We start from the raw sequence: 23,954 nt of genomic DNA on the forward strand, positions 1-23,954 counted from the left end.
TTAGACAATTGAAATTGTTTTATTTGTTTGCGGCTTTTGCTGATTATCTCTCGCAAAGGCCGTGGTGCCAGTTCTGGCGACTTCTTTAATGCCGTATGGCTTAAGTAATTCAATGAGTGCTTCAATTTTTGAAGACTCACCTGTCACCTGAATGACGACACTCTCTCTGCTCACATCTACAATAGAAGCTCTAAACGGTTCAATGACCCCTGTGATCTCCATTCTAGATGCTGGTGCAGATACGACTTTTATCAAAGCCAGCTCTCGCTGAACGATTGATTGGTTTGTAATGTCTGTTACTTTCAGCACATCGATTTGTTTGTTCAGCTGTTTTGTCAGCTGCTCGATGTCTTTCTCCTGGTCTACATGGACGACGAACGTGATGCGTGATACATCTTGAATCTCAGAATGGCCGACCGTAATACTTTCAATGTTGTAGTGTCTTTTAGTAAAGAGGCCTGTGATTCTGTTCAGTACGCCTGATCGATTTAATACAGTCAACACAATAATTCTTTTCAAGGTTTCACCCCCACCATCTCATGAAGTCCTTTCCCCGGTGCTACCATCGGGAATACTTTTTCATCTCGCGCTACATTGACATCGATGAAAACAGGCTCTCTAGAGGTTAAGGCTTCTTCAAGCTTTTCTTTCGCCTCTTCGTCTGATGAGATTCTGATTCCTTTAATGCCATAAGCTTCAGATAATTTGACGAAGTCTGGCTGCTCTGAAAATTTAGAATGTGAGTAGCGTTCTTCGTAGAAAATTTCTTGCCATTGTCTTACCATTCCAAGGCTGTGATTATTGAGTACAATCACTTTGACTGGAAGGTTCAGCTCACGGATAACGGCAAGTTCTTGCAGGGTCATTTGGAAACCTCCGTCTCCTAAAATCGCCACAACAGTTGCCTCTTGATCAGCCAGCTGAGCGCCGATGGCTGCTGGTAATCCGAAGCCCATTGTGCCAAGACCTCCAGATGTGACCCACTTATCTGCATTTTCAAATGGATAGAACTGCGCTGCCCACATTTGATGCTGTCCGACATCAGTTGCGACAATGGCTTCACCTTTTGTGAATTGATGAATGTATTCAATCAGCTTTTGAGGCTTAAAGCCTTCTGCTTCGTTTTCAACGTACCAGAGTGGATATTCTTCCTTCCACTGATCTAATTGATTTTTCCATTCGTCTGATTCCCCTTGCTTCCCGTCTTGCTTGATCAGTTCTTCAAGAACGAGCTTACTGTCTCCAACAACCGGGATATGGGTATGAATGTTCTTGCCGATTTCCGCTGGGTCGATGTCAATATGAGCGACCTTCGCATGTTTCGCAAAATGATTGAGGTTGCCTGTTACCCTGTCATCAAATCTTGCTCCGATTGAAATGAGCAGATCACATTGATGAAGAGCCATGTTCGCTGCATATGTGCCATGCATACCAGCCATCCCTAGGAAAAGAGGGTGCTTTGCCGGGAATCCGCCAAGTCCAAGCAGTGTATGAGCGACTGGGATTTGCTGCTGCTCTACATACTGTCTTAATTCTTCAGATGCTTTGCCATGAAGTACGCCGGCTCCTGCTAGAATGACTGGTTTTTTCGCTCTGCTGACAGCTTCTACTAATTTGCGAATTTGCAAATAGTTCGGCTCTACTTTTGGCTGATAACCAGGTAAATCAATTGGCTGATCATATTCAAAGGTTCCTTCAATGCCTGCGACATCTTTTGGAATATCAATCAAGACTGGACCAGGTCTGCCTGTTGTTGCGATATGGAATGCCTCTTTAATGACACCCGGTAATTCCTCTGGATTCCTTACCTGGTAGCTGTGCTTTGTAATTGGCATTGTGATGCCGAGTACATCTGCTTCTTGGAATGCATCCGATCCAATGACTGACGTTGCCACCTGCCCTGTGAATACAACAAGGGGAAGTGAATCAATCATCGCATCTGCAATTCCTGTCACAAGGTTTGTCGCTCCCGGCCCTGATGTGGCAATGACAACACCCGGTTTACCAGATACTCTTGCGTATCCTTCTGCTGCGTGAATCGCTCCCTGCTCATGTCTTGGCAGGACATGAAATAAACCAGAATCGTAAATTTTATCGTAGATTGGCAAAACTGCTCCGCCCGGATAGCCGAAAATGACTTCTACTTTTTCTCTTTTGAGTGCTTCAATTAACATGAGTGCACCGTTCATCGTTTGTGGTGCTTTTGATTTTTCCGTCTCCATTTGTACATTTGTCCCCATTTGATTTCCTCCTCTTTGTCTTGCTTCAGTCAAGTCCTTTCACCCTTTTCCATTCAAGATAGAGATATGAGACCATATAAAAAAGCCTTCTCACCCCACAATGACACTACTTTTCACTAGGTCAAAGGGGCGAAAAAGCTTTGTTTTTCGCGGTACCACCCTTGTTCACGGCAAACCCTGCTGCCGTCTCATGGACATCTTTCGTCCATTTTGGTAACGAGTGAGCAATGTCACTCGGTCTGCCCTACTATCATTTCAAGCAGACACTCAGAGGTGAGTTCACTTTAGAAAGTAACACCGGTTTCCAGCTAGCACCGGCTCTCTGTAGATACTGACTCTAAAGCTACTAGTCCTCTTCAACGTTTATCGATATCTATTTAACTTGCATGAATGTTTTCATCTGCAAAAACGACTTTTTCTCCCTCTTCAACTACTCGCTTACGGAATTGTTCAAGAAGTTTGTTTGTGTGGAACCCAGGTTTTCCTTCACCGATTGTACGGCCGTCAACTTTTACAACGGCGATGACTTCGGCTGCGGTTCCTGTTAGAAATACTTCTTCAGCTGTATACACATCATGTCTTGTGAATGGTTCTTCTTTCACTTCGTAGCCTAAGTCTTCTGCAATCTCCATGATGGCATTTCTTGTGATGCCTTCAAGTGCGCCGATATAACCTGGCGGTGTATAAAGCTTGCCTTTTTTATAAATAAACACGTTGTCTGCAGAACCTTCCGCCACGTACCCTTGATCGTTGAGCATCAGCGCTTCACTCACACCGGCCATATGGGCTTCGATTCGGACAAGAATGTTATTCAAATAATTTAATGATTTCACTTTTGGGCTAAGGACATCTGGACGATTTCGTCTTGTTGGAACCGTTACAATATCAATACCCGTTTCATATAGGTGCTTTGGAAAAATGGCCAGCGGCTCTACAATGATCACTGTGTTGGCTCTCCCGCAGTTGTTAGGATCTAAACCAAGATCACCCGCTCCTCTTGAGACGACAAGGCGGATATAGGCATCCTTTAGGCCGTTCCTTTCAACTGTATGAATCATTTTCTCCGTGAGTTCCTCAAGTGAATATGGAATGCTCAGCATAATGGATCTGGCGGAATCATACAGGCGGTCTAAATGTTCTTTCATTCGAAAGATATTTCCGTTATACACGCGAATCCCTTCGAAAACACCGTCGCCATATAAGAAGCCATGATCGTAAACTGAAATTTTCGCATCCTCTTTTTTCACGAGTTCATCGTTTAAAAAGATCCACTGTTCCTTTTGGTCTTCCATTTTCAGTGAGCACCCTCTCTTTCAAACAAAAAGTAGTTGAATTTTCAGACACTTTATATTGAAGTGTCTCTCGCTTGCACTGCGTGTTTGTTTAGCTTTTGTTGAACCCATCTTACGCCGCTTTCCATACAGTGTCAACAGCATTTTTAAAATTATTAGACAATTTAGACTAATCAAAATTAAATGTATACGCTTACACCTTTGCTAGACAAGGAATGAAAAAACTTAAAATTTTTTGTATTTTTTCTTCAATTTATTTACTTTACATGAACGGTTTTCTTTTGAGAAAACTTTTGTGATATTTTTTCACAACATTTTTGATGAATATTGTGAGATTTCATTGACTTTGTTTTTCTTTTGGCATGCCTTTCTAAAGCGTTTTCCTATGAATTTATGATAGAATGAGAGCATCTAATAGAAGGAGGGCAATACATGGCTAACATCAGAGGTTATATCGGTACGTATACAAAGGGAGACAGTAAAGGTGTTTATACGTTTACATTAAATACGGACAAGCAGCAGATTGAGCAAGTAGAAGTCGCTGCTGAGCTTGAAAATCCTACATATTTAACCGTGTCAGAGGATCAAAAGTTTGTTTATGCTGTTGTGAAAAAAGGATCACAGGGCGGCCTTGCTGCGTATCAAATTGATTCAACAACAGGCAGACTTCACTTCATCAACCAAGAGCTTGCCGATGGAGCTTCTCCTTGCCACGTCAGCGTGGACAGTCAAACGAAAACGGCGTATACAGCGAACTATCATAAAGGGACAGCAGAGATGTATGAAATCGATGCTGAAAACGGCTCAGTGATCCGCACGCTCTCACAGGCGCAGCATGAAGGAACTGGCCCTAACGAAGATCGTCAGGAAAAACCGCACACTCACTTTATGGGTCTCACGCCAGATGAACAATTTGCAGTGGCTGTTGACCTTGGAACAGATGGAATTTATACGTATAAGAAAGAAGACGGCAAACTTGAGCTTGCTCATACATTTGAAACAAAGCCAGGCAGCGGACCTCGTCATATCACATTCCACCCAACGAAACCTGTGGCATATGTCATGACAGAGCTAAGCTCAGAGGTCATTGTGCTTCGTTACTTTGAAGATGGTCATTTTGAAGAGATCCAAACAATCGCGACCATTCCAAGCGATTTTACGGAGAACAATCAAGGAAGTGCCATTCATGTCTCTTCAGACGGACAATTTGTTTATGCAGGAAATCGCGGTCATGACAGCATTGCGATTTTTAAAACAGACGCTGACGGCCAATTAAGCCTTGTCGAGATTGCTTCTTCTGAAGGAAACTGGCCTAGAGATTTTGTGCTTGATCCAACAGAAGAATTCCTCGTCGGTTCAAACCAAGAATCTAGCAATCTTGTGTTATACAAACGCGACAAAGAAACAGGACGACTCACTGTCTTACAATCAGACATTACCGTCCCTCATCCAGTTTGCGTGAAATTTTTAGGGTAAAGAAAAAAGCCTCCAATAACGGAGGCTTTTCTTTATACAGACGGCATACCGCCATCCTCAAGCTTTTGATCAATTAAAGACGTATCGGTTTTTTCGCCGAACCATTTTGACAGCCTGTCTTTTGCTTTCCCTTTCACATCATCATCAATGTACATTGCTACTTGAAGCAAAGCAAATGTAATGGCTCCTAAATCATCTGTATAGCCGACACCAACCAATGTATCCGGAATGAGATCAAGTGGAAGGATAAAGTAGCCGAGTGCTCCAATAATCAAGGTCTTTGCTTTGACCGGCACTTCGGGTTTTTGCAATGTATAGTAAAGTAATAGCAAAGCATAGACAAGAGAGACACCAGCTTTTTGTGCCGTCTTTTTTAACTTTTCCCAAAAGGCATGATCATTAAAATGCTTCTTCGAACGCTTTAATAGTTCTTTTTTCTCAGAACGATTCATCATATCGCCTCCATCTACAGCATAGCCCTTTACCCTTAGTTATACAAGATATCCGCCGATTCGACAAACAAAAAGCAGCAGAAAGCTGCTGCATTCTACTGCTCTTTGTAAAACTTTTCAATTGCCTTATCGATGTACACCCATCCTTTATAAGACACATGAATCGTATCTTTAAAGAAATAAGGATCGTACTCATGCTTAGTCAAATCAGCGACTTCATACCCATTATCTCGAATTTGACGATTGATTTTTTCATAATAACCTGTACGGCCTTCTTTCGGAAAACCGGTGTAGTCATACCACTTTCCGTTGACAGGAATCGTTACAAACAAAGGCTTTGCCCCTGCCTGTTTTAAAATATCAAGCATGATTTGAAAATCTTTGTATTCTGGTGATTCCGCATAAGAATGACCTTCACGGGAATCCTTCATCTTTTTCATGATCGGTTTCAGCTTGTGGTCAAACAGTTTTTGATTAATATAAAACGGGTTGTCCCCTGCTCTTTTCGCACCAAAAATGCTCGCTTCTTTTTCAAGCTCAGCCCATGTTTTTCCTTTGACTGAAGGAGACGGTTGAAGCTTGCGCTCATGCCCCGATCCAATCGTATAGTACATGTCTTTCTTTTGAAGCATGCCATAGTACATTTTCGCAATAGGAGAAATCGCGCCATAAGCGAACTTGTTCCCAGATAGCTCTGCTTTAAAAAGCTCTGTAATCACCATGTCGTTTTTGACTGCTTTAAACTTCATGATTCTTTTGATCAGCTCTTTTTTCACAGTTGGATCAATTTCTTTATTATAGGCGAGATTAAGCGCTTGAAGCGCTGAATAGTTAGGGGCAAAGTGATTCTCGTCAGATCCCCATTTCACAAACCACTGCGGGGACACGATAAATACAAGCTTCTTCCCTTTTAATTCATCCATATGCGCTGCAAAGTTCATCGCATGAATTAATGATTGCGATCCACCTTTTCCAATAAGATAAGGTGTAAACCCTTGAGGATTCTCATGAAAGAAATTCGAAGGGTGATATGGATCAAAACGTGATAGTTCAGAAGATCCATAGATCGGCAAATAAGTTGGATCTTTTAGCATTTCATCTTGTAAATAAAGCCCTTGAAACATCCCTGGATCTAATTCTGTGGCTGACTTTTGTAATTTGTCTTTTGGGATCAGGTGTGAGAGCCATGCATTTGGTACAAGAAGAACACCAATGAATAGAACAGCCGCTAAAATAAGCGGCCCAAAAAAACGCTTTTTCATTACTTCATCTCTGCCAGCTGCTCAGCAATATGATTCGGCGTATCCCACACATCACGATCGAATTCTGTAATCGGAACAGTGATTCCGAGTTGACTTTCAATTGCCATAAGCAGTTCTACTGTACCAAATGAATCAAGAAGACCTTCTTCAAAAATCGCAATCTCTGGATTTTCTTTCACAACGTCGTCCTGACAAACCTCTGCAATAATACCGTATACTTGATTTTTAAATTCCATAATTTTCTACTCCCTTAATCATTAATGATGAAATGGTTTTCCTGAAAAAATATAAAATCCGAAACAAATCACATGGAATGTAATAATGATCGACACAACCATTGTGACCTTATTATCCGGCCACCACTTGTGCTTTTTATTCCATTTCTCAAATAAATTGTAACCGGACATAACAACTGCATGATATAGTCCGTAAATAATATATTGAAGGGCAAGACCATGCCAAGCACCCATCAATAGAAAGAGGACAAAGTACCCGATATTTGATACAGCCATACGGTTCTTAATCCACTTCTTTTTGGTCATAAAGAACACAAATCTCATAAACACGTAGTCTCTGAACCAGAAGGACAGGGACATATGCCAGCGATTCCAGAAGTCTTTAATGTTTCGGCTGATAAACGGTTTATTAAAGTTCTCTGGCGACTTAATGCCCATAATATAACTCACACCTACAGCAAACATTGTATATCCAGCAAAGTCAAAGAACAAATACATGCTGTAAGCATACATATACGTTAACTGCTGAACAAAGTGACTGCTACTAATGTGATGAATATTCATCAGAATATATGTGTGAATTAGATAACCAATAATAAACTTATATAAGAAGCCAATAAAAATTTTATGAATACCGGCATATAGAAGATCACTGTATGCTTCCTTTTCAGGCGGCGTATCCATATCCTTTTCAAATCGGCGGTAACGGTCAATCGGACCTGATGAAATCGTCGGGAAAAAGACAATGAAATAGACCAAACGGTGAATCGGAATTTTCTTCTTAATCAAGCCGTCTCTTGTCTCGATAATTAACTGAACACCTTTAAATGTTAAGTACGAGATCCCCAAAAAGCTCAGCCAGTTCATTGGCGGCGGCTGGTGCGGCTGATGAGTTAAAAAGAACGGTAAAATCTTTGACAGCACAAGCGGCAAAATAGATGCCACCACTGCTGCATAGAAAACAGATGCCTGATTCGCCTTTAACCTGTACGCAAGGTACAGGCGGATGATGAAGATTTGCCACACCGTGAACAAGAAGAGCAGCAACGCGCCATGGGCATCCTTTGAGAAAATAAGTGCCAGCGCCACAACCGTTGCAAACATGTTGTAGCCCTGCATTCTTTTGCCGCGAAGACCAAGAATGATCGTCGGCAAAAGAAGAATACCAATTAGAATGAAGAAAAAGAATGAACTAAACGGAATCATAGAAGAACCTCTTTCGCGATTCTCTTACGGTCAACCTTCCCGTTTGGCGTCATGTACAGCTGCTCAAGATAGACAAACTTTCTTGGGATCATGTACGCTGGCAGTGAATCCGCCATTTCTTTCTTAATCGCGCTTGTCAGCTGATACTCTTTTTCAAATGAATGAGCTGCTGGAACAATCGCTGCAATCAAGTACTCAACATGACCGTTTGGCTGGAATGGCACAATCACACAAGCATTGACATAGGTTGTCTCGCTTACATGATATTCAATTTCTTCAAGCTCCATCCGGTATCCATGAAGCTTAATTTGATAGTCGAGACGGCCATGGCACGTAATTAAACCATCCTGCGCCACACCTGCGTCACCTGTACGGTAAGCAGGACGTCCTTCGTATTCAAAGAACACTTTATCTGTCAAGGCTTGTTCACCTAAGTAGCCTCTCGTGACGCTTGGCCCCACGATGACAATTTCTCCTTTTTCACCATCAAGAAGTGTCTTGCCTTCTTCATCTAAAATGACGATGTCTGTATCAGGTTTGGCATAGCCGACTGGTAAAGAATCGTGCTGATCAAGAATCTCCTGCGTGACTTCAATCGATGTGATTGCAACAGTTGCTTCAGTTGGACCATACGTATTAAAGACCTGCGCCTTTGGAAAACGCTCCAGAAGTGCACTTGCTACAGCTACAGGAAGCGCCTCACCGCAGAACAAGAAAACTTTCAGCTCAGGTAAAAGCTCCCCTGTAAAGGAAGGGTCCATTAAGCACATTTGCACAAAAGAAGGTGTTGATGTCCACACTTCAACGTCAGATTGACCAAGTGCTGCAAACATATCCTTTGGCTTGTTGACGAGATCTTTTACTAAACAGTAAAGCGTGCCGCCTGATTGAAGCGCTGGATAGATATCCATCACTGATAAGTCAAAAGAAAATGGTGCTTGATTTAAGAATGTGCGTCCCTCACCAATTGGGAAGTCACGGCACATCCAATCTGTAAAGCTTTCTAAATTATTGGCAGTTACCTGAACGCCCTTCGGTTTTCCGGTACTGCCAGATGTATAAATAATGTAGAAAACATCATCTTGTTGAACCCACTGCGTGGATGGCGGTGCTTCTTTTTCAAGTGCTAAAAGCGATGCCGCACTCTTCACATCAATGTGTTCTTCTACATCTAATACATTCTGCTCATTTGCACAAATCAATAGACTGGCTTTTGAGCTTTCAATAATTGAGACGATACGCTCGACAGGTATTGAGATATCGACCGGAATATATGGTCTGCCTGATTTCACACTGCCTAAGAAAGAAATCAGCATCTCTGGCTCCATATGACCGTATACAATGACAGGTTCACTGCCAGCTGCGACTGCATCGATCGCACCAGCCATTTGGTCTGATAAATGCCAAAGTTCATCATATGTGATCGATGCATGTTGAGAAACAAATGCTGGCTGTGTTGGTTTTGTTTGCTGGTATTCATGAATCGTTTGTAATAGTTTCATAATTTAATCTCCAATTAAAAATCGTTGTAAATGAATGATCCCGTATTTGCTGTGTGGAATCCGTAAATAAAGAACAATAATAGCAAAATAAGTAAGTAAAAGCTTGTATATCCTATCCATTTTACAGACTTATTTTCTGATAGCTTTTTGAATAGCATATTGATAACCTCTTTTCTTTTGACACTTATAGAGACGCATGACTCATTCAAAGAGTTTCATATCAAACCATAAAAATTTTAAGAAATGCTAAAAAAATGTCGAACCTTGGAACGTCTCTTCTGAGCAAAGCTGTCTTATTGTAACAAAGATTTAATACATTTGAAATGAAATCCGATCTTAAATTTGCCTTAAAATTGCTGAAAGCTTTCGATAAGCAGCATATTCTTCTTTAGATTTATTCATTAACAGCTAAACCATTAAATAGAGTTCCATATTCATCTGAATTAAGTTACATTAAGTCATATAATCATTAATCTTCTAAATGGGGGGCTCATCTATTGTCAAAAGGGCTTATTCATCACATTGAACTAAATGTTTCGAATTTAAAGAATTCGATTATTTTTTGGGGGTGGTTTTTAGAGGAGTTAGGCTACGAGCCGTATCAAACCTGGGAAAGCGGTCGAAGTTGGAAATTGGGAGAAACGTATATCGTTTTCGTACAAACGGAGGAACGATTTATGGACATACCCTATCATAGACGCAGGGCAGGTCTAAACCACCTGGCTTTTCATGCCAGTTCCCGGCAGCAAGTAGATGATATGACTGAAAAGTTAAAAAGCATGGGTGTTAAAATTCTTTATACCGATACACACCCCTTCGCAGGCGGCGATAAACACTACGCTGTTTATTTTGAAGATCCTGATAGAATGAAAGTCGAATTGGTGGCACCTTGATTTTAGTTTGACTAGAGAAATAAAAGAACCCATAATTTCATGGGTTTCTCGTCATTACATGATAAGGAAAATCCGTCACAAGACAAACTGGTTCTTCGTTTTCATCTTATACACCTTACTTTTTTTAGTGGGAGAAAGAATATTCTCTCTTTTGAACATTTACTGCTTTACAATGCCTCTTTCATTAGGAAGGTTAATAAAAAAACGCCCTTCCAATGGAGGGCGGTGCTATTAACTATTTTCTTTTGAGTATTTCTTAATCAATGCTTCGCTAATCCTGCTTACGATATAGATCGCAACCGCTATAATCAGCATCAACGGAAACATGCTTAAACGATCGTCTGCAACATATACAATGATCCCCACAATGCTAGCCACTACGATTGCCGTTAAAAGATGCTTCACCTCCATCTCACCCCTTTGTATAAATCATATACATTTTATTACACAAAAGGTTTAATTGAAATGATTTCCATAAAATCAGTAAGTTTCATTTGTCCGCTCTTAAAGTAGATTGCTATCCTCCTTATGTTGTTCGTACAATCTCCATATGTTAAAATCAACTAAAATATCTATTTAATGGATCAATCAGGAGGTCATTAAGTGTCACAGCAAAGCACGCCATCCAAAACGTTATTAATTACTTTACCCTGCGCTATTATTGCCCTTGTGATGATCTTAGGGAAAATTGATACACCTGTAACAAATGTTTTATTTTATCTTGTGGCTTATAGTGTGATGGGTTTAGTTGTTTCAAGCTTAGTAAAAGACTACAGAAAAAAGAAAAATTAACTCCTCAACTTGGGAGCTGTCGTTTATGCAGCTCCCTTTCTTTATGTGGACGCTTAATTGCTTCGAGTACTAACAGAAAGTAAAGGAGAACGGAATGAAAACCCTTGATGTCTTTGAGTTGAAGAATGGAATTGACCAAACGCTGAACAAGTTGAAGCAGCAATCACATAATGTTAAGTCCCTAGAAAAGCAAATCAACCAAATCATCTCCTTAGATGGTGCATTGAAGGGAGAAGCTGGACAAGCGATAAAAGATTTTTATATGGAGTGTCACATTCCCTTTTTGCAATTCTTTCAGATCGTCATTGAAGAATACAGTGGTGCACTAAAAAAGACAAAACAGGCACTTCATGCTTTTGAATCAAACCCGAATGGTTTTATCTCTCAATCATTCATTGAACACGAGCTTGACCAAGGGTTAAAAAAAGCCGAACGGACTATTTCTGATATTGTATCCGATGTGAATCAAGCGCTCAGCAGGGTCAGCCATATTGAGCATTTGCCTCATGTAGACGAATCTGCTTTTCAACAAAGCTATCAAAAAGCCTGGCTTGAGACGTTCAAAACCATTGGACTACTTCATGCATTTGACAGAGAACAAACAAGTGCTCTAAATGAAACAAAAAGTTCCCTTCACACAATGAAGCAATACATAGATACTTTAAGCAAGATGTTCACTGGCCCGAAAATTGAAATTACCAGTTATCAAAAAGGCTCTATTTTCAAAGGTGGAAAAGAAGAAAAAATCAGCAGCAACATCAGCGAATTGAATGAAAAAATAGACAACCCTAAAGAAAACCCAATGATGATCATGCTGAACAAGCTGAATGATAAAGAGCAATCGAATGTGGATACTCTTGTGAAGAAGAAACCGTCTAATAAAATCAATCAAAACGCCGTGTTCGTAAATGGAAAAGTATATAATACAAATGAAAAGATTGACTTCGCAAATGCCAAAACAGTTGAAGTTATTCGAGATGGAATGCTATATCGGTTACGAATATCGGATCAAAACAAAGTGAAGATTGAAAGCATCACAAAGATTTCTGACTTGAAACAAACCTCAAACATCTTAAATACAGCGGTTGAATTTACAGGAATAAATGATGCCATTCGAGTCATCACAGGAAGAGACCCTGTAACAGGTGACAAAGTCGCTGACATGGACCGTCTAGTATCAAGCTTGTACATGATACCCGGAGCTAAAATCGCTAAAGTAGGAAAATACGTATTTAAAATAATGAAAGGAGAGAAAGTAGCCAAGAAGATTGTCAAAACACCTTCCTTCGGCAAACATTCCGTACCAAAAGGTCCGTATCGTGAAGTAAATGGTTTCCCTGTAAAAGTAAAACCAGGCGCTCAAGAGAAACATATTCCTGATGCACCTAACTATAAACAGGAGATAGCTAATGGTAAAACAAAGAGTATCTTCTTTGGAGATAATAAAAAAGCACAAAAATTGCTTGATAAACATGCAGGTACTGGTGATATGTTAAAAACAAAAAATAAAGAAAGAGTGGATTTTGGTCAAGTCATAGGAAAGCATTACAATACAGAGACCAATAAGTATGAAGAGACTACAAGAGGTATTATACATTATAGTAAAAACGGCGCTCACATCGTGCCTTCACAACCATCATAAATATGAGAAAAGAGGATTGACATGGAACCTGATTCTTTATTTAAAACATTATCAAAATACAAAAATAGAGACCTTACATTGGAATATGAAAATGGATTAAGGCTAATCGGTAGAACTGATACATTTTTTGAAACTGATAACGGTCTAGAAGATGATGACATCAATTATAAAGAATATTACGCTACAGTCTTTCAAGTAAATAAAATTTTATCGCCTCCCCTTAATAATGAAAAAGACAGTTTATATACTTGGTTAATTGAGGGAAACACTTTGTTTGAGATCTCTCTTTATGAAGATACACCAAGTGCAGTTTATATGGCAGACGGTCAAAAAATATGGGAATTGGCCAGTGATGAATAACTAAGAAAAGCCCCTCCTGTCGGAAGGGCTTTTCTTTTACTTCTGCTTTACTTCAACATACTTTAAAGTTGCTGTAATATAATGGCCTGATTTCAGCTTTTACATTTTTGCCTCATTGATTAACTATCTATCAAGCGTGAATGCTTGACCCGACTTTACTTTTTTGTGCTTTGCTGTCCAAGGAGGCTTTTGTTCCTCTTCATTCGAATAGCATTATAAGCTTACTGATTTTCCTTTGCTACTTTCTGATTTCTGCGTTTGTATAGTAGGATGTGTACTCAGCTTTACACCTCGGATACACTAGTAGACGTTGTTTGATTCCACGTCCGATCTTCATAATCCTAGAACAGTATCTAATAATAAATGTTGTTCCGCATTGATCACATGTGCATTTTTTATAATCCATTTCCAAACCCTCCATCTTCTTTAGCGGTCTTCCTACTGTGACAGAACGCACACAGTGGCTGCCAATTAGAAGAAAGCCAGAACATTTTTTTATCTCCCTTATGCGGTTTGACGGCTGTTATATCCCCAGAGTGATGATGATTCACGGTGCAGATCGTATGAAAACTTCAATGTCTTATGCTGTTTGCAATATCCTTCAAGCGTTAGTTGAGGACATTCAGGTTCATTGCATGGTTTCAGCGATTCAATTCTCCTTTTCATATAAAAATAAAAAACCTTCCTAAAAGAAAGATTTTTACTCTATAAGTTTATTATCTGGTTAATTCCATATTTAATTTCTTAGCTTTTTCTGTATATATTTTTTTAACCTCTTTATCAGTCAAAACCTTTCCTTGTTGTATTTCTTTCTTAGTTCGGCTCCATTCAGATTTTATTATCACTTGCTGAAGTTTTTTAATTTCTCTTTGATAAAGCCCTGCTTCATCTTTATCAAGCTCCGATTTTGGAAATATTTGCAGCAAAGAATTAAGTTTGACACTAAGTTCATTCGCATATTCTTCTGTTGGATTGAGTAGTAGATCAATATCAATTTTTAATTTCCTTATTGTTGTGAGATTCTTTACGAAATCGTATTCTCCATCCCAACCATCTTTATCTCTAAGATATGAACTCCTTTTTAAAGAATATGTAAAAATCAAATCATTAATTTCTACAAAATTATCCCTCATCTTGTTAACCCAATCAATTCGTTGACGACTTATAGTATCGACTATAGAAGTCCTTCTTGCATGTTTATTTTGAATTATTATTGTTATAATACCTGTCACTATAGAAACAACACCGGCAATAATTGCAGCAGTTATGATTTCATTCATTTTATGCCCTCCATCTACTCTCAAATAAGATAAAATATATTTCATCTCTTTCATTCGAAAGAAATACTTATGTGATTTTAGTTTTTGTTTCTTGAATTAATTTACTATTAATTTGCTGTTGTACTACTTTATCATAATCTACTATACACTCTTCCAATAAAACCAAGGTCGCATATAACCTTCCAATGGATTTATGCCGTTTTATATAAATACAAGTCCAAAAAACCATCAGAACCAAAAAAGGCACAGCAGCACTTATTAACACATATTGAATTACAGGTTTAAAACTAGATAGAGAGTTAAACAACTCGTTAAAATTAATCTTTTTAATATCTTGACTGTCTAAATATTTACCAAAGATATTATTCATAAGTGACATAAAACTTGATACCATTGCCATTGATGCTGACATCATAACAGTTACCATAACAAGTATTATTGAAAAAGGCTGACTGTATAAAGATTGAGTGTCTTTCTCTACTTCTATAGAAGCTTCAATTCTTTTTAACATCCTGTTTAATTCATCTTTATCATGATCTAAGATAATGTCTTTTTGTAATTTAACATCTTCGTCCAAAGTTGTTTTTAATATTTTTTTGTACTTTTTTTTATAGCGACCTTTTAAATATTTTGTAACATCTTTAGATTCTCCAAGTTTCCTAGTCATATATGATCACCTCAGATGATATATCGACCTGTCTTGTGAAAATTTTATTATTCGCAAATTTTGTCGAACAAAAAAACGACCTCTGCAATGGAAGCCGCTCTCAATTTATCACCTAATACAATCATAACCGCTCTCAGACAAAATGCTATGCCAAAAGTGTGCCATTTTAATGCCTAAAGAATATTAAGGCCTTCTATTTCTTTAATACCTGTATGGAATCTTGGATCGGTTAATCTCTATAGTCTCCACATTAAATTTGTTTAATGTTAAAAAACTCTTTAATCCTTCTTCTGATATATCCATTTTGTTTTTCGGACCTATAGTTATTCCTTTGACATTATTCTTATTAAATTTCATTTTTATATAAGGGATGAAGGTTCCATTCGAGACTCTGCATTCATAATCGTGTTCATTCTCAGTATTTTGGATAAGCACTATTCTATACTCTTCCTCTTGTTGAAAACTCGAATTTTTAAAAAAGGAGGCAAGTAATTGCAAAGAAGTATGTACCACTTTTACTTCACTTACAAGTTCTTCGTAATTCGGTTTACTTTTACTAAATGCCGCAACGCAATAATCAGCTAATTCATTTAATGCTTCATAATGTATTTCTTCTTCATATATAACTTTTGATTTAAAAACACTTGAATTTAAAGAATCTCCTATTTCTTCAAGTGTTTCAAAATCAAATGAAATGTTATAACCATCATCTTGTGAATAATTTGACCATAATAAGTTAGAATCTTTGTTTATAGATAATGATAGAACATAAGTAGGAAATTCCGTCATGTCCAAAGCTATTGTCAAAGTATCCATTATCAAGTCTTTCATTTTATTATCTTTTAATTTCTCCTCAATCAAATTAAACAGGATTTTTTCTGTATACTTACGTTCCGTTTTATCATTTAAAAAATCTGCATTGGATACCCATAGTTCCTTATGCTTCATTATACCTTCTAAACCATAAACGTTCGTATAATGATATAAAATAGGGGAATCTTCAAGTAAATCAAGGTATTTAGTAATTATGTTCCATCTATTTGTTCTTTCCATAATATTCATTCCCTTTTTATTTTTATATCGACACTAAGTGTTTTTTATTAAAAGAAAATATTATCTTATTTCTTACAATTATTCACACAAACCACCAATTAACCATATCTATTATTGTGTCTAACTCAGGGGAATCGTTGAATCCTTTGTCCCTCTTGCTTTTCAGCCAATTCTTTAAAATGGGTTGGACATTTTCTCATTATGGTTAGTTGATGAAAAAGAGCGCAAAAAAAGACCCACCTGCCATTTAAACAGATGAGCCTATAAGCAAAAGTCGTCCATTGTTCTATCCATTGTGTCTTGTGTGATCCCGATATATCTCAATGTAATATCTGGTCTTGAGTGGTTGAATATTTCTTACAGCAAAGCCAAACCCTTGAACTTCTTATAATGCCAGTATCCAAATGTTTTCCTTAATGTATGTGTACCTATGCTATCAAGCCCAACATACTCCGCTGCCTCTCTCAAAATGTTGTATGCACTGCTGCGGCTGATAGGCTTGTTTAGCCTCTCCCTGCTTCTAAATACATACTCTTGATCATCACGATCTTTAATATATTGATCTAGTGCTTTCCGAAGTGTCTTGTTTATCTTGATTCTTTTTTCTTTGCCTGTCTTCTTCTCCCTTAAAGAACATATTGTTTCTTAACGTCTTTGACACGTAATTGAATAGATTGATCCCGGCCACAAAAAGCAGCAAGTTTCTTTTGTTCCGCTCTTTAAGATATTTTTTAATGTAGTGATCTAGGATTAAGGAAAAGAGTGTGATAGTTGACATAATACGTTATATTACTTGTTTTCGAACGCGTTCAAATATCTAGAAATACCAACCTACTCATGAAAGTTTACTGAAACTCTTCAAATAACTCCTTCACAAGTTTATCCATTATTAATACTTGGATTAGCAGTAAACAACATAGATATTAAAAGGGAATAAGTACGTTTGGAGGGAATTAAATGGCACAAGAATCTGATGAGCATAAGTTGCAACAAATAAAACAAATGCAACAGATGTTTTTGGAGAAAATGAAAACTCAACCTTATCCCATGTACCCTAATTATGGAAAAATCACACGCTATGAAGAAATCCCAATTAATTTACCTGAACAACGTCAACTTCGTCATCCTGGTGTAGAAGGTTTAATGGTACCACTTCCAATTATTGAAAATACAAATTACAAAGGGAGTGGTAAGTTAGCGGGAAAAGTTGCTCTTATTACAGGAGGGGATAGTGGTATTGGTGCAGCCGTAGCCATTGCCTTCGCAAAGGAAAGTGCTGACGTTGCGATTGCATACTTAGATGAACACGAAGATGCTAATAGAACAAAAGCAAGAATCGAAGAACTCGGGCAACGTTGCTTATTGATGCCAGGAGACTTGCGAGATAAAAGGCAATGTATCACCATTGTAGAGAAAACAGTAAAAACCTTCGGACGTCTAGATGTTCTATGTAACCACGTTGGTATCCAATTTCAACAACAAAGCCTTCTTGACATTACAGACGAACAATTCGATGACACCTTTAAAGTTAACATATACTCACATTTTTACACAACCAGAGCAGCGCTTCCTTACTTAAAACCAGGCAGTTCTATTATCGGTACTTCTTCAGTCGTAACGTATGTAGGTGAGCAACAAATGATTGATTATACAGCCACAAAAGGTGCAATTGTTGGTTGGACACGTGCTTTGGCTAAAAATGTTGTAAAACAAGGAATACGTGTAAACGCTGTTGCTCCAGGTCGAATCTGGACGCCACTCATTGCAGCAAGCTTCTCGTCAGACCAAGTGGCTGTATATGGAGCGTTTAACCCAATGGAACGAGTTGCCCATCCATTTGAACTTGCACCAACATTTGTTTATCTAGCTTCTGATGATTCACGTTTTGTTACAGGTCAAGTGCTGCATGTTGACGGCGGGGAATCCACACATTCCTAATATAAGGAGGTCATTGGATTGAGATATGAATTTAATCCAGAAGTAGAGTTATTACTTGTGAATCATTCAATGAAAAAAGTTACTATGGTTTATATGGAGCATTCATGGCTAATGTCTGAAATTGGGCGTAGACCGCCTTATTATTGCTACCCAAATTATGAACTGAATTATCCAATCATTTAAATAAATCGCAGTTATTCAGTAACGGTTAGGGCATACAAAAATGGATACAACTATGCCAATTTACGCCCATGTCATCGAAGAAGCTGATCAGAAATCAGCCACCCATTTTGATAGCTTCTTTGATACAAAAACAGGGCACGGAAATATTTAAAAATAAATCCGCTCCCAAAACCCTGTTTTGGAGCGAGTTACGAACTTAAGTTCCAAAGAACAAAAAAGCCTGAAACCCTTGATAATAAAGGGTTTCAGGCTTTTAATTTAGTACGTCCCAGGAGAGATTCGAACTCCCGACCGACGGCTTAGAAGGCCGTTGCTCTATCCTGCTGAGCTACTGGGACATGTTGTTATGTATTGTGCTTTGGTGTATTACCTCAGCGACAAGATTTATTATATTACTATTGTTCTTTAAAGTCAACGGTTTTTCGAAAGTTTTTTCATAAGGGGCAAATGCTGCACCCTTATGAAATACCTTCCAATGTGACAGTGTTTTCGAGGTCTTGTATGGCCTGACCTTCGTCCGTGAAAAACTGTACGTTTGCTTCGCTTCCATCTAGTGTCAGTATAGCATAGCTGCGCTCTTTTCGCACTCTTGGCAAGTGCACGCTGCCTGGGTTAATGAGGAGTTTTCCTCTTAGCAGTTCACTGCCTGGAATGTGCGAGTGGCCAAAGCAGATAATGTCTGCGCCCAGCTCTTCTGCACGGTAGTAGACTTGAAGCAAGGATTGTTTGATGCCATGCAGATGTCCGTGAGTGAGAAATAGTTTTCCGCCTCCATCAAGTGGGAGCAGGAGCTCTTCTTCAAAATCGCCCATAAAGTCACAATTTCCTTTGACGACTTTGTATCCTTCAAGTGCTGGGTGGTTCGTTTCGAGTTCTGAATCTCCGCAGTGAATCATCATGTCAACTTCAGCCGCATGCCGTTTGGCAATGGTTTGAAGTTCGTCTGTGAGTCCATGACTGTCACTAATGATGAGTATCTTCATGGCTTCATTCCCCCTTATTCATTTGCGTCTAGCAGTGATGAAAGCTTTTGAAGCGCGACCGCTCGATGGCTGATCTTGTTTTTCTCCTCTGGTGATAATTCGGCCATCGTCTGGTCTTTGTCTTTGACGATGAAAATTGGGTCGTATCCGAAGCCATTTTCGCCGATTGGTTTTTCTGCGATGAAGCCTTCTACTGATCCTTCTACCGTCTTTGTTTCTTTTCCCGGTATGCTGACAGCAAGGGCACATCTGAATCTGGCTGTGCGGTCTTCTTTTTCAATGCCTTGAAGTTCGCTCAGCACTTTTTCCACATTCTCCGCATCGTCTTTATGCTCACCTGCGTATCTCGCTGAATACACGCCAGGTTTTCCGCCCAGATAATCAATCGACAGACCGGAATCGTCTGCAATGACCATTTCACCTGCTTTGGCTTGAATGGCCTCCGCTTTGATGATGGCATTTTCTTCGAAGGTTTGTCCTGTTTCTTCAATTTCTTCAGTAAAGCCAATGTCTGCTAGTGTTTTGACCGTGAATCCTTTTGGCTCAAGAATGGCTTTGAATTCTTTCGCTTTGCCCGCATTGTGCGTTGCAATGATGGCTGTTTTCATCCTGATCAAACCCTTCTCTTTATTCGATGACTTCTCCTGTTACTGCTTTTTGCTTTTCGATTAATTCTTTGATGCCCTTTTCGGCTAAATCAAGCAGTCCGTTTAGCTGTTCTCTTGAGAATGTCGCTTCTTCGCCTGTTCCTTGAAGTTCAACAAAGCGTCCAGCGCCTGTCATGATGACATTCATATCTACTTCAGCAGAAGAATCTTCTTCATAGTTTAAATCTAACAGAAGACCTTGCTGAGAATCAATTCCGACGGATATCGCCGCTAAATAATCAGTAATCGGGTTTTCTTTGATGACTCCTTCAGCTCGCAGCTTTTGAATCGCAAGTGTCATGGCAACAAAAGCACCTGTGATGGATGCTGTGCGTGTGCCGCCGTCTGCTTGAATAACATCACAATCAATCCAAATCGTGCGTTCGCCAAGCTTTTCTAAGTCAACGACTGCGCGGAGTGCTCGTCCAATTAAACGCTGAATCTCCATCGTACGTCCTGTGACTTTTCCTTTAGATGATTCTCTTATCGTTCTTTGTGCAGTTGCTCTTGGAAGCATGCTATATTCTGCTGTAATCCAGCCTTTTCCTTCTCCTCTTAAAAAAGGAGGTACGCGGTCTTCGATCGATGCGTTACAAATCACCTTCGTATTTCCCGCTGAGATTAAGACAGAGCCTTCTGGATGCGTGATGTAGCCTGCCTCTATTTCAATTTTTCTCAATTCGTCATATTGTCTTTCATCTAATCTCATGTTTTACCTCCGTTACGATATACATTCCTCGCGAGTGCCAGCGGGGTTCTCCTACTAACTTTGACAACCTCTGCTCGTTCTAATCGCTTGGAATAAAAAAGAGGCAGCGAATATGCATGCCTCTTTTTCTCCATTATATCAATGTGTGACGTTAAAAACTACCTGTATTCACTTGTTCTGGTCGTGAAACCGGCTTTGTGAGCTCTGCTCCTTTTTCGTTCACAAGCTCAGCCTTGCCGTTCACCTTGACAGATACGCTTTTGACGTCCGGCAGCTCGGTTAATGTGAGCACAATGCTATCAAGAACTTTTTGTGAAATAACCTTTTTCTTTTCATCCGCACTGCCAAAAATAGATTCGTTGAAATCAAGTGTCACATGGCCATCTTTTACTTTTGGTACATCATTCAGCTTCACATCTTGATCAAAGTCTGTAAGCAGATGGCTTTTTTTGCTTGGTCCAGAGACGAGCTCATCAATTGCTGCTGTAATCGGATCATCCTCGTCTTTTGGCGCTCTTTTGGTCACCGGAACGTAGTACGTCTGTTCATCAGATTCAGCTAAATAGTAAACCGTCACTGGCTTTGTCGCTGTCATATCAGCAGCAGCCTCGTGCTGGATATTAATACCGTCTTCTCTGCTTAAATCATCTGAGATAGGTGTACCGTTCACTGGCATTTCTTTTAGTTCATGTCCATTCATCTTCAATTTGACTTTGGCTATGGAATCAAACTGAGTTAACGTCCAAGTGACAGATTGCAAAATGCGCTGCTCGTCTTCTTTTTTATAGTTTTTAAATTCATTTGAAAAATCGACAACCGCCGTTCCGTCTTTAATATCGACAGATACGCGCGTATCCGCTGGCAGCACTGCTCTGAAGCCATTCGGCATTAAGTTAGAAATAGGTCCCCCGTCCACGAGATATTCAAGGGTTTGTTTGGCACTTCCTTCATTTTTCGGCAGTGGAATGGATTGAGATACGACATACCCGTTTTTATCAATTAAATATAATTCTCTCATGACCGTATCTGCCTGCTTCTCTTCTTTTCCTTCTTTGGCTGTTTGTTTATCTTCTTTATTTTCTTTCACATATGTGACGTTTTGTGGTGGATCAATCTCTGTTTTCGCTTGGTCTGTTTGAAACAATCCGCATCCTGACAAAAGCATGGCTGACGCGATACACGTAACAGCTGCTGTAGATCCTTTTTTCAGCATACTTCACCCTCCTCTAGTAGTTTGTACTACTATGTATACGAGCTCCCCCAGAGGATTAGACCCTTTTCATAAAAAAATAACCCACTTCAAATAGAAGCGGGTTATTGCTGATAGATGTGTTCAAGTGACACGGTTTCGACCTTCCCTGGCAGGTAGCCAAACCAGTCACGAGCGATGTTTTGAAAATTTTGCTGCTGCCCTGTTGTGTAAAATGTATGGACAGGCGTTTCTTTAGAGGTATTTAACAGCCCTTTATATGAAAGAATCGTACTTGCTTCTCTCGCTGTCTCATCTCCTGATGAAATAATGCTGACATCACTGCCCATAAAGCGCTGAATCGGCTCTTTTAAAATCGGATAGTGTGTGCAGCCAAGAATAAGAGTGTCAATTCCTGTTTCTTTCATCGGTTCAAGGGAATCTTTGACCACTGCCTCTGCTGTCTGATCTAAAAACGTACCGCTTTCCACAAATGGGACAAGGAGCGGACACGCCAAACTTTGAACCGTTAGACCTGCTTTTAGTGACAGCAGCGCTTCTTTGTATGCCTCGCTTTTGATCGTATTGATAGTGCCAATAACGCCAATATGCTGGTTGTTTGTCACCTTGATCGCTGTACGGGCACCAGGCTGAATGACGCCAATAACCGGAATATCAAGCGTTGCTTTAATTTCATCCAGTGCGATCGCCGTTGCTGTGTTGCATGCAATGACGAGCATTTTAATATGGTGGTGTTTTAGTAAGTAGTGTGCCATTTCCCACGTATATTGAAGAACTTCTTCTTCTTTCCGCGGGCCATATGGACATCGTTTTGTATCGCCTACATAAATGATTTTTTCTTTTGGCAGTTGTCTCATGATTTCCTTTGCAACGGTTAAACCGCCGACGCCGGAATCAATGACGCCGATTGGTTGATCCAACAAAATCGCCTCATTTTCTTTTCATTTGCTGCTGTAGTTTCGTTAAGGATTGGTTGAAAACGATGGCTTCTTCTTCTGAGAAAGCCCCTAGAAGTTCACTGACGTATTCTTGGCGTTTAGCAATCACTTCTTGAATGATCCGCTCGCCTTCAGGCAATAAATGAATGCGAACCACGCGGCGGTCAGATGGATCTTTCACCCGTTCGACAAGTTCACTTTTTTCCATTCTATCAATTAAATCAGTGGTTGTGCTGCAAGCCAAGTACATCTTTTGTGACAGCTCACCTATTGTCATATCTCCGAATTCATAAAGCCACTGTAGCCCAATGAATTGTGGAGGTGTAATCGTATATTGATTGAGGATTTCTCTGCCTTTTTGCTTAATAATTGCGGCAATGTGGCGTAATGATTTTTCAATCTCTGCAACATGGCCTGATTCATTCGTTTCCATTTTATTGATACCTCACTATAGCATCTCACTTTGATTAAAACGTATATGTCTATTTTCCTCGTTTTTTAAAGAAAATGCAAGAAGAGACTCATGGAAACCATATAGAAATAACCGGTTCCTCCCCAATATGGAAGGAAAACCGGCTGACTTTAGAGCTCTAGCTCACCCATACGCAGAAGCTCGACTACGGCCTGTGAACGGCCTTTGACTCCTAGCTTTTGCATGGCATTCGAAATGTGATTTCGAACAGTCTTTTCGCTAATAAAAAGCTCGCTTGCAATTTCTTTTGTTGTTTTATCTTGGACGAGCAATTCGAATACTTCTCTTTCTCTTTTGGTTAATAGCGGCTTGGATTGAAACTCTTTCTCCTTCAAGTATTGTAACCCTCCTTGCTAAGGTGAGAGCTCTAGTCTCTATAGAATGGGATTCTGTATAGTCGAGATATCATATGCCGGGTGCCTGAGGTAGGTGACGTTAAAATCAAGAAATCCCGCATATCAGCGTCCAATTTCTGCGCTTTCTTCCACGCAAAAAAGGACGAGTCTCCTCCCCGAGACATC

The 23,954-nt window shown here is 39.5% G+C and carries 26 protein-coding genes, 1 tRNA gene, 2 pseudogenes and 1 other annotated feature; of the genes and pseudogenes, 6 read left to right on the forward strand and 23 right to left on the reverse strand.

What is annotated here, in order from left to right; genetic code table 11:
* The 3 genes from ilvN to ilvE form a co-directional block, all read right to left on the reverse strand.
* Entirely contained in the window at nucleotides 1–519 is a 519-nt protein-coding gene (ilvN, locus tag ASE42_RS15850) for an acetolactate synthase small subunit (protein WP_007501584.1), read from the reverse strand.
* Nucleotides 516–2,240: an acetolactate synthase large subunit gene (gene ilvB / locus ASE42_RS15855; protein ID WP_025092480.1), complete on the reverse strand. Its 1,725-nt coding sequence runs from the start codon at nucleotides 2,238–2,240 to the stop codon at nucleotides 516–518. Before ilvB ends, ilvN begins: the two co-directional genes overlap by 4 nt.
* 122 nt (nucleotides 2,241–2,362) lie before the next feature.
* Nucleotides 2,363–2,609: a binding site (T-box leader), on the reverse strand.
* Between the two features lie 8 nt (nucleotides 2,610–2,617).
* Nucleotides 2,618–3,532, reverse strand: a complete 915-nt coding sequence (gene ilvE / locus ASE42_RS15860; protein ID WP_056768048.1) for a branched-chain-amino-acid transaminase — start codon at nucleotides 3,530–3,532, stop codon at nucleotides 2,618–2,620.
* Between the two features lie 432 nt (nucleotides 3,533–3,964).
* Between ilvE and ASE42_RS15865 the strand changes: the two genes are divergently transcribed.
* Nucleotides 3,965–5,008, forward strand: coding sequence for a lactonase family protein (locus ASE42_RS15865; RefSeq protein ID WP_034621158.1), 1,044 nt, complete (start codon nucleotides 3,965–3,967; stop codon nucleotides 5,006–5,008).
* 32 nt (nucleotides 5,009–5,040) lie between these two features.
* Here the strand turns inward: ASE42_RS15865 and ASE42_RS15870 are convergent, their stop codons facing one another.
* The 6 genes from ASE42_RS15870 to ASE42_RS18835 all read right to left on the reverse strand — a co-directional run bounded on the left by ASE42_RS15870 (nucleotide 5,041) and on the right by ASE42_RS18835 (nucleotide 9,830).
* Nucleotides 5,041–5,460 (reverse strand): YkvA family protein, encoded by a 420-nt coding sequence (locus ASE42_RS15870; protein ID WP_041115074.1) that lies wholly within the window; start codon nucleotides 5,458–5,460, stop codon nucleotides 5,041–5,043.
* A 95-nt stretch (nucleotides 5,461–5,555) separates the two neighbouring features.
* The gene (gene dltD / locus ASE42_RS15875; RefSeq protein ID WP_025092477.1) at nucleotides 5,556–6,722 is read right to left on the reverse strand and encodes a D-alanyl-lipoteichoic acid biosynthesis protein DltD; all 1,167 of its coding nucleotides are present in this window, start codon (nucleotides 6,720–6,722) and stop codon (nucleotides 5,556–5,558) included.
* Nucleotides 6,722–6,958, reverse strand: a complete 237-nt coding sequence (gene dltC, locus ASE42_RS15880) for a D-alanine--poly(phosphoribitol) ligase subunit 2 (protein WP_024423191.1) — start codon at nucleotides 6,956–6,958, stop codon at nucleotides 6,722–6,724. The genes dltD and dltC overlap by 1 nt, the downstream gene beginning before the upstream one ends.
* A 21-nt stretch (nucleotides 6,959–6,979) precedes the next feature.
* Entirely contained in the window at nucleotides 6,980–8,164 is a 1,185-nt protein-coding gene (dltB, locus tag ASE42_RS15885) for a D-alanyl-lipoteichoic acid biosynthesis protein DltB (RefSeq protein WP_034621161.1), read from the reverse strand.
* On the reverse strand, nucleotides 8,161–9,666 hold the full coding sequence (gene dltA, locus ASE42_RS15890) for a D-alanine--poly(phosphoribitol) ligase subunit DltA (protein ID WP_056768050.1): 1,506 nt from the start codon (nucleotides 9,664–9,666) through the stop codon (nucleotides 8,161–8,163). The genes dltB and dltA overlap by 4 nt, the downstream gene beginning before the upstream one ends.
* A gap of 14 nt (nucleotides 9,667–9,680) precedes the next feature.
* Nucleotides 9,681–9,830 carry a teichoic acid D-Ala incorporation-associated protein DltX gene (locus tag ASE42_RS18835; RefSeq protein WP_024427820.1) on the reverse strand — a complete coding sequence of 50 codons (150 nt, stop codon included), beginning with the start codon at nucleotides 9,828–9,830 and terminating at the stop codon, nucleotides 9,681–9,683.
* Between the two features lie 333 nt (nucleotides 9,831–10,163).
* Between ASE42_RS18835 and ASE42_RS15895 the strand changes: the two genes are divergently transcribed.
* Nucleotides 10,164–10,559, forward strand: coding sequence for a VOC family protein (locus ASE42_RS15895; protein ID WP_024427819.1), 396 nt, complete (start codon nucleotides 10,164–10,166; stop codon nucleotides 10,557–10,559).
* A gap of 231 nt (nucleotides 10,560–10,790) precedes the next feature.
* Here the strand turns inward: ASE42_RS15895 and ASE42_RS15900 are convergent, their stop codons facing one another.
* Nucleotides 10,791–10,970 carry a hypothetical protein gene (locus ASE42_RS15900; RefSeq protein ID WP_025092472.1) on the reverse strand — a complete coding sequence of 60 codons (180 nt, stop codon included), beginning with the start codon at nucleotides 10,968–10,970 and terminating at the stop codon, nucleotides 10,791–10,793.
* A gap of 192 nt (nucleotides 10,971–11,162) precedes the next feature.
* Here ASE42_RS15900 and ASE42_RS15905 point away from each other — a divergent pair, with 192 nt between their 5' ends.
* The 3 genes from ASE42_RS15905 (at nucleotide 11,163) to ASE42_RS15915 (ending at nucleotide 13,353) form a co-directional block, all read left to right on the forward strand.
* On the forward strand, nucleotides 11,163–11,351 hold the full coding sequence (locus ASE42_RS15905) for a hypothetical protein (protein WP_034621166.1): 189 nt from the start codon (nucleotides 11,163–11,165) through the stop codon (nucleotides 11,349–11,351).
* A gap of 94 nt (nucleotides 11,352–11,445) precedes the next feature.
* Nucleotides 11,446–12,993 carry a T7SS effector LXG polymorphic toxin gene (locus ASE42_RS15910; protein WP_056768053.1) on the forward strand — a complete coding sequence of 516 codons (1,548 nt, stop codon included), beginning with the start codon at nucleotides 11,446–11,448 and terminating at the stop codon, nucleotides 12,991–12,993.
* A gap of 21 nt (nucleotides 12,994–13,014) precedes the next feature.
* On the forward strand, nucleotides 13,015–13,353 hold the full coding sequence (locus ASE42_RS15915) for a hypothetical protein (protein WP_056768056.1): 339 nt from the start codon (nucleotides 13,015–13,017) through the stop codon (nucleotides 13,351–13,353).
* A gap of 395 nt (nucleotides 13,354–13,748) precedes the next feature.
* On the opposite strand, the pseudogene ASE42_RS19280 reads toward ASE42_RS15915, so the two are convergent.
* The 5 genes and pseudogenes from ASE42_RS19280 to ASE42_RS18845 all read right to left on the reverse strand — a co-directional run bounded on the left by ASE42_RS19280 (nucleotide 13,749) and on the right by ASE42_RS18845 (nucleotide 17,131).
* Nucleotides 13,749–14,019: pseudogene (locus ASE42_RS19280) on the reverse strand (hypothetical protein).
* 50 nt (nucleotides 14,020–14,069) lie between these two features.
* Nucleotides 14,070–14,633, reverse strand: coding sequence for a hypothetical protein (locus ASE42_RS15920; RefSeq protein ID WP_056768059.1), 564 nt, complete (start codon nucleotides 14,631–14,633; stop codon nucleotides 14,070–14,072).
* A gap of 67 nt (nucleotides 14,634–14,700) precedes the next feature.
* Nucleotides 14,701–15,300, reverse strand: a complete 600-nt coding sequence (locus ASE42_RS15925) for a hypothetical protein (RefSeq protein WP_056768062.1) — start codon at nucleotides 15,298–15,300, stop codon at nucleotides 14,701–14,703.
* Nucleotides 15,301–15,501: 201 nt separating this feature from the next.
* Nucleotides 15,502–16,353 carry a DUF2971 domain-containing protein gene (locus ASE42_RS15930; protein ID WP_056768065.1) on the reverse strand — a complete coding sequence of 284 codons (852 nt, stop codon included), beginning with the start codon at nucleotides 16,351–16,353 and terminating at the stop codon, nucleotides 15,502–15,504.
* Between the two features lie 261 nt (nucleotides 16,354–16,614).
* A pseudogene (locus tag ASE42_RS18845) lies at nucleotides 16,615–17,131 on the reverse strand (tyrosine-type recombinase/integrase).
* A gap of 179 nt (nucleotides 17,132–17,310) precedes the next feature.
* On the opposite strand from ASE42_RS18845, the gene ASE42_RS15935 reads away from it, so the two are divergent.
* Nucleotides 17,311–18,291: an SDR family oxidoreductase gene (locus ASE42_RS15935; protein WP_024423200.1), complete on the forward strand. Its 981-nt coding sequence runs from the start codon at nucleotides 17,311–17,313 to the stop codon at nucleotides 18,289–18,291.
* 447 nt (nucleotides 18,292–18,738) lie between these two features.
* Here the strand turns inward: ASE42_RS15935 and ASE42_RS15940 are convergent.
* The 8 genes from ASE42_RS15940 to gerE form a co-directional block, all read right to left on the reverse strand.
* Nucleotides 18,739–18,812: transfer RNA gene (locus ASE42_RS15940), tRNA-Arg, on the reverse strand.
* A 120-nt stretch (nucleotides 18,813–18,932) separates the two neighbouring features.
* Nucleotides 18,933–19,457, reverse strand: a complete 525-nt coding sequence (locus tag ASE42_RS15945) for a YfcE family phosphodiesterase (protein WP_056768068.1) — start codon at nucleotides 19,455–19,457, stop codon at nucleotides 18,933–18,935.
* 14 nt (nucleotides 19,458–19,471) lie between these two features.
* Nucleotides 19,472–20,074 carry an XTP/dITP diphosphatase gene (locus tag ASE42_RS15950; protein ID WP_162860205.1) on the reverse strand — a complete coding sequence of 201 codons (603 nt, stop codon included), beginning with the start codon at nucleotides 20,072–20,074 and terminating at the stop codon, nucleotides 19,472–19,474.
* A 10-nt stretch (nucleotides 20,075–20,084) separates the two neighbouring features.
* Complete coding sequence (gene rph / locus ASE42_RS15955) at nucleotides 20,085–20,813, reverse strand: ribonuclease PH (protein WP_024427165.1); 729 nt, start codon at nucleotides 20,811–20,813, stop codon at nucleotides 20,085–20,087.
* Nucleotides 20,814–20,964: 151 nt separating this feature from the next.
* Nucleotides 20,965–22,026: a GerMN domain-containing protein gene (locus ASE42_RS15960; protein WP_024423204.1), complete on the reverse strand. Its 1,062-nt coding sequence runs from the start codon at nucleotides 22,024–22,026 to the stop codon at nucleotides 20,965–20,967.
* Between the two features lie 101 nt (nucleotides 22,027–22,127).
* Entirely contained in the window at nucleotides 22,128–22,946 is an 819-nt protein-coding gene (gene racE / locus ASE42_RS15965) for a glutamate racemase (protein ID WP_369810464.1), read from the reverse strand.
* A gap of 7 nt (nucleotides 22,947–22,953) precedes the next feature.
* Complete coding sequence (locus ASE42_RS15970) at nucleotides 22,954–23,394, reverse strand: MarR family winged helix-turn-helix transcriptional regulator (protein WP_024423206.1); 441 nt, start codon at nucleotides 23,392–23,394, stop codon at nucleotides 22,954–22,956.
* Nucleotides 23,395–23,543: 149 nt separating this feature from the next.
* On the reverse strand, nucleotides 23,544–23,768 hold the full coding sequence (gene gerE, locus ASE42_RS15975) for a spore germination transcription factor GerE (RefSeq protein WP_003184172.1): 225 nt from the start codon (nucleotides 23,766–23,768) through the stop codon (nucleotides 23,544–23,546).
* Nucleotides 23,769–23,954: the final 186 nt, after the last annotated feature.

Origin of the sequence: Bacillus sp. Root920 (assembly GCF_001429445.1) — a bacterium.
Classification (GTDB): domain Bacteria; phylum Bacillota; class Bacilli; order Bacillales; family Bacillaceae; genus Bacillus; species Bacillus safensis.

What these genes read in the sequence shown, in the direction of transcription:
- ASE42_RS15910 (WP_056768053.1), top strand. Translation starts at nt 11,446, where the DNA reads ATGAAAACCCTTGATGTCTTTGAGTTGAAGAATGGAATTGACCAAACG.
- ASE42_RS15865 (WP_034621158.1), top strand. Translation starts at nt 3,965, where the DNA reads ATGGCTAACATCAGAGGTTATATCGGTACGTATACAAAGGGAGACAGT.
- dltC (WP_024423191.1), bottom strand. Translation starts at nt 6,958, where the DNA reads ATGGAATTTAAAAATCAAGTATACGGTATTATTGCAGAGGTTTGTCAG.
- dltA (WP_056768050.1), bottom strand. Translation starts at nt 9,666, where the DNA reads ATGAAACTATTACAAACGATTCATGAATACCAGCAAACAAAACCAACA.
- dltB (WP_034621161.1), bottom strand. Translation starts at nt 8,164, where the DNA reads ATGATTCCGTTTAGTTCATTCTTTTTCTTCATTCTAATTGGTATTCTT.
- dltD (WP_025092477.1), bottom strand. Translation starts at nt 6,722, where the DNA reads ATGAAAAAGCGTTTTTTTGGGCCGCTTATTTTAGCGGCTGTTCTATTC.
- ilvE (WP_056768048.1), bottom strand. Translation starts at nt 3,532, where the DNA reads ATGGAAGACCAAAAGGAACAGTGGATCTTTTTAAACGATGAACTCGTG.
- ASE42_RS15960 (WP_024423204.1), bottom strand. Translation starts at nt 22,026, where the DNA reads ATGCTGAAAAAAGGATCTACAGCAGCTGTTACGTGTATCGCGTCAGCC.
- ASE42_RS15930 (WP_056768065.1), bottom strand. Translation starts at nt 16,353, where the DNA reads ATGGAAAGAACAAATAGATGGAACATAATTACTAAATACCTTGATTTA.
- ASE42_RS15870 (WP_041115074.1), bottom strand. Translation starts at nt 5,460, where the DNA reads ATGAATCGTTCTGAGAAAAAAGAACTATTAAAGCGTTCGAAGAAGCAT.
- ASE42_RS15970 (WP_024423206.1), bottom strand. Translation starts at nt 23,394, where the DNA reads ATGGAAACGAATGAATCAGGCCATGTTGCAGAGATTGAAAAATCATTA.
- ilvB (WP_025092480.1), bottom strand. Translation starts at nt 2,240, where the DNA reads ATGGGGACAAATGTACAAATGGAGACGGAAAAATCAAAAGCACCACAA.
- rph (WP_024427165.1), bottom strand. Translation starts at nt 20,813, where the DNA reads ATGAGATTAGATGAAAGACAATATGACGAATTGAGAAAAATTGAAATA.
- ASE42_RS15920 (WP_056768059.1), bottom strand. Translation starts at nt 14,633, where the DNA reads ATGAATGAAATCATAACTGCTGCAATTATTGCCGGTGTTGTTTCTATA.
- ASE42_RS15935 (WP_024423200.1), top strand. Translation starts at nt 17,311, where the DNA reads ATGGCACAAGAATCTGATGAGCATAAGTTGCAACAAATAAAACAAATG.
- ASE42_RS15925 (WP_056768062.1), bottom strand. Translation starts at nt 15,300, where the DNA reads ATGACTAGGAAACTTGGAGAATCTAAAGATGTTACAAAATATTTAAAA.
- ASE42_RS15915 (WP_056768056.1), top strand. Translation starts at nt 13,015, where the DNA reads ATGGAACCTGATTCTTTATTTAAAACATTATCAAAATACAAAAATAGA.
- ASE42_RS15945 (WP_056768068.1), bottom strand. Translation starts at nt 19,457, where the DNA reads ATGAAGATACTCATCATTAGTGACAGTCATGGACTCACAGACGAACTT.
- ASE42_RS15900 (WP_025092472.1), bottom strand. Translation starts at nt 10,970, where the DNA reads ATGGAGGTGAAGCATCTTTTAACGGCAATCGTAGTGGCTAGCATTGTG.